Annotated in this window: 2 protein-coding genes; both read left to right on the forward strand. The window is 46.2% G+C overall.

From position 1 onward, the window contains the following. Positions 1-226: 226 nt before the first annotated feature. Complete coding sequence (locus tag WB217_RS02725) at positions 227-856, forward strand: NAD(P)H-binding protein (protein WP_423990416.1); 630 nt, start codon at positions 227-229, stop codon at positions 854-856. 133 nt (positions 857-989) lie between these two features. After that, the coding region (locus WB217_RS02730) for a glutamate synthase-related protein (protein WP_423990418.1) at positions 990-1653 on the forward strand (664 nt) is incomplete at its 3' end.

Consider the following 1653-nt stretch of genomic DNA (forward strand, 5'->3'; position numbering starts at 1 on the left):
CTATCGTCCAGCACCGCCACTGGAGCCGGAAGATCTAGTCCCAGTCCAGACCAGCCAAAACAAGTGTGCAATAAGAAACAAAAAGAGAAACGGATCAAATCTGTTTCTCTTTTTTCAAAATTTAACACTTTAAAGCGCTGGGGGTCAGACCCCCAGTAGAGTAACGCGTTGAAGCGGCGGGGGTCTGACCCCCAGCGCGGTGATGCGGTGAAGGGGAGGGTTATTTATGAGGGTTATTGTTTTTGGTGCGCATAGTGCTGTTGGGGAGTTTGTCATTAGCAAGCTTAGTGAACACCGACATATGTCTTGTGCGGTTGTGGGCAATGAAAACCAGATTGAGCTTTTGCAAAAGCGTGGGGCTGATGAGGTTGTAGTATACGAAGAGAGTAGCCTGCAGAGCCTGTTCCGATGCTGCGATGCAGCAATTTTTCTTACTGGTATTAGTCCGAAAGCACAGACTGGCAAAACGGTGATGGTGGACCATGAATCAGTCATTGAAACGGTGAAGGAAGCGGAAAGACAGGGTGTAAAGCGCTTTGTGATGATGAGTCCAATTAGCGCAAACGAGTCAGTTGGTGATGAAAGCCGGGAGATTGGTGCAAAGGAAATGCCGGATGAGTTTCTAAGGCAGTCGGCCATGACATATACTGTTGTGCAGCCCGGTGCATTGAATGATAAACCTGGAGAGGGGAAAATCTCTGCCGCAGTCACGCTCGAATCTAATACTCTTGAAATCCCAAAGGAGGACCTGGCCGAGGTGCTGGTTGCAGCGCTAGATTCCGAGAGTACCTTTAACAAAACGTTTGAGGTTGGTGAAGGAGATATACTGATAACCAAAGCGCTTGCTTCATTGTAGAAAGCTGTTCTTGGTTAAATTTTTTCTAAAAGCATTTTGATTATGTTCCAGCTGTTTTCGTCACTTCAATACTTTTGCACCCCGAATGTATTCTTCGATCAGTATGGAGTTGCCATAAGAAAGGAGGATTTCAATGGGCTTGACTGATTATCTCGTAATAGGATTGTTTGTTTTCATCGCGTTGATCATCATCGTACCAATCCTGCTTTTTATCTATCTATATATTAAAGACGACAGGCAGAAGCAGCATTCCATTCTAAGGAATTTCCCTGTGATTGGGAAGGTCCGCTATTTTACCGAGCATATTGGACCGGAAATGAGGCAGTATCTGTTTAATGCCGACAATGAAGGGAAGCCGTTCTCAAGGAAGGAATACCAGGACGTCGTCAAGGCAGGGAAATACAAGGAAAGATTGATAGGGTTCGGTTCTCTTCGCGATTTTAATGAGGAAGGCTTTTACATCAGGAACACCCTTTTTCCAAAACTGACAGATGAAATGAAGGTCGACAATGCGGAAAAAATAAAAACGAGAGTGTATAAGAGTGATGGTGAATCTCTTTTTACGAGAAAGGAGCATAGTGAGGAAAAAATAGTGGATCCCTACTACTTGCATGATGAAGACACTGTCGTGCTTGGGGAAAAAACATGCCCCCATCCTTTCAGGGTAAAGGGGCTGGTCGGCCAGTCGGCAATGAGTTATGGTGCACTTGGCGAAAGAGCCATCCAGGCGCTCTCAAAGGGGCTCGGTCTTGCTGGAGGGACGTGGATGAATACCGGTGAAGGCGGTTTGTCCGACC

The organism is Mesobacillus sp., assembly GCF_049588175.1.
Lineage (GTDB): Bacteria > Bacillota > Bacilli > Bacillales > Cytobacillaceae > Mesobacillus.

Coding starts and splice junctions, on each gene's coding strand:
- WB217_RS02725 (WP_423990416.1), top strand. CDS start 227: ATGAGGGTTATTGTTTTTGGTGCGCATAGTGCTGTTGGGGAGTTTGTC.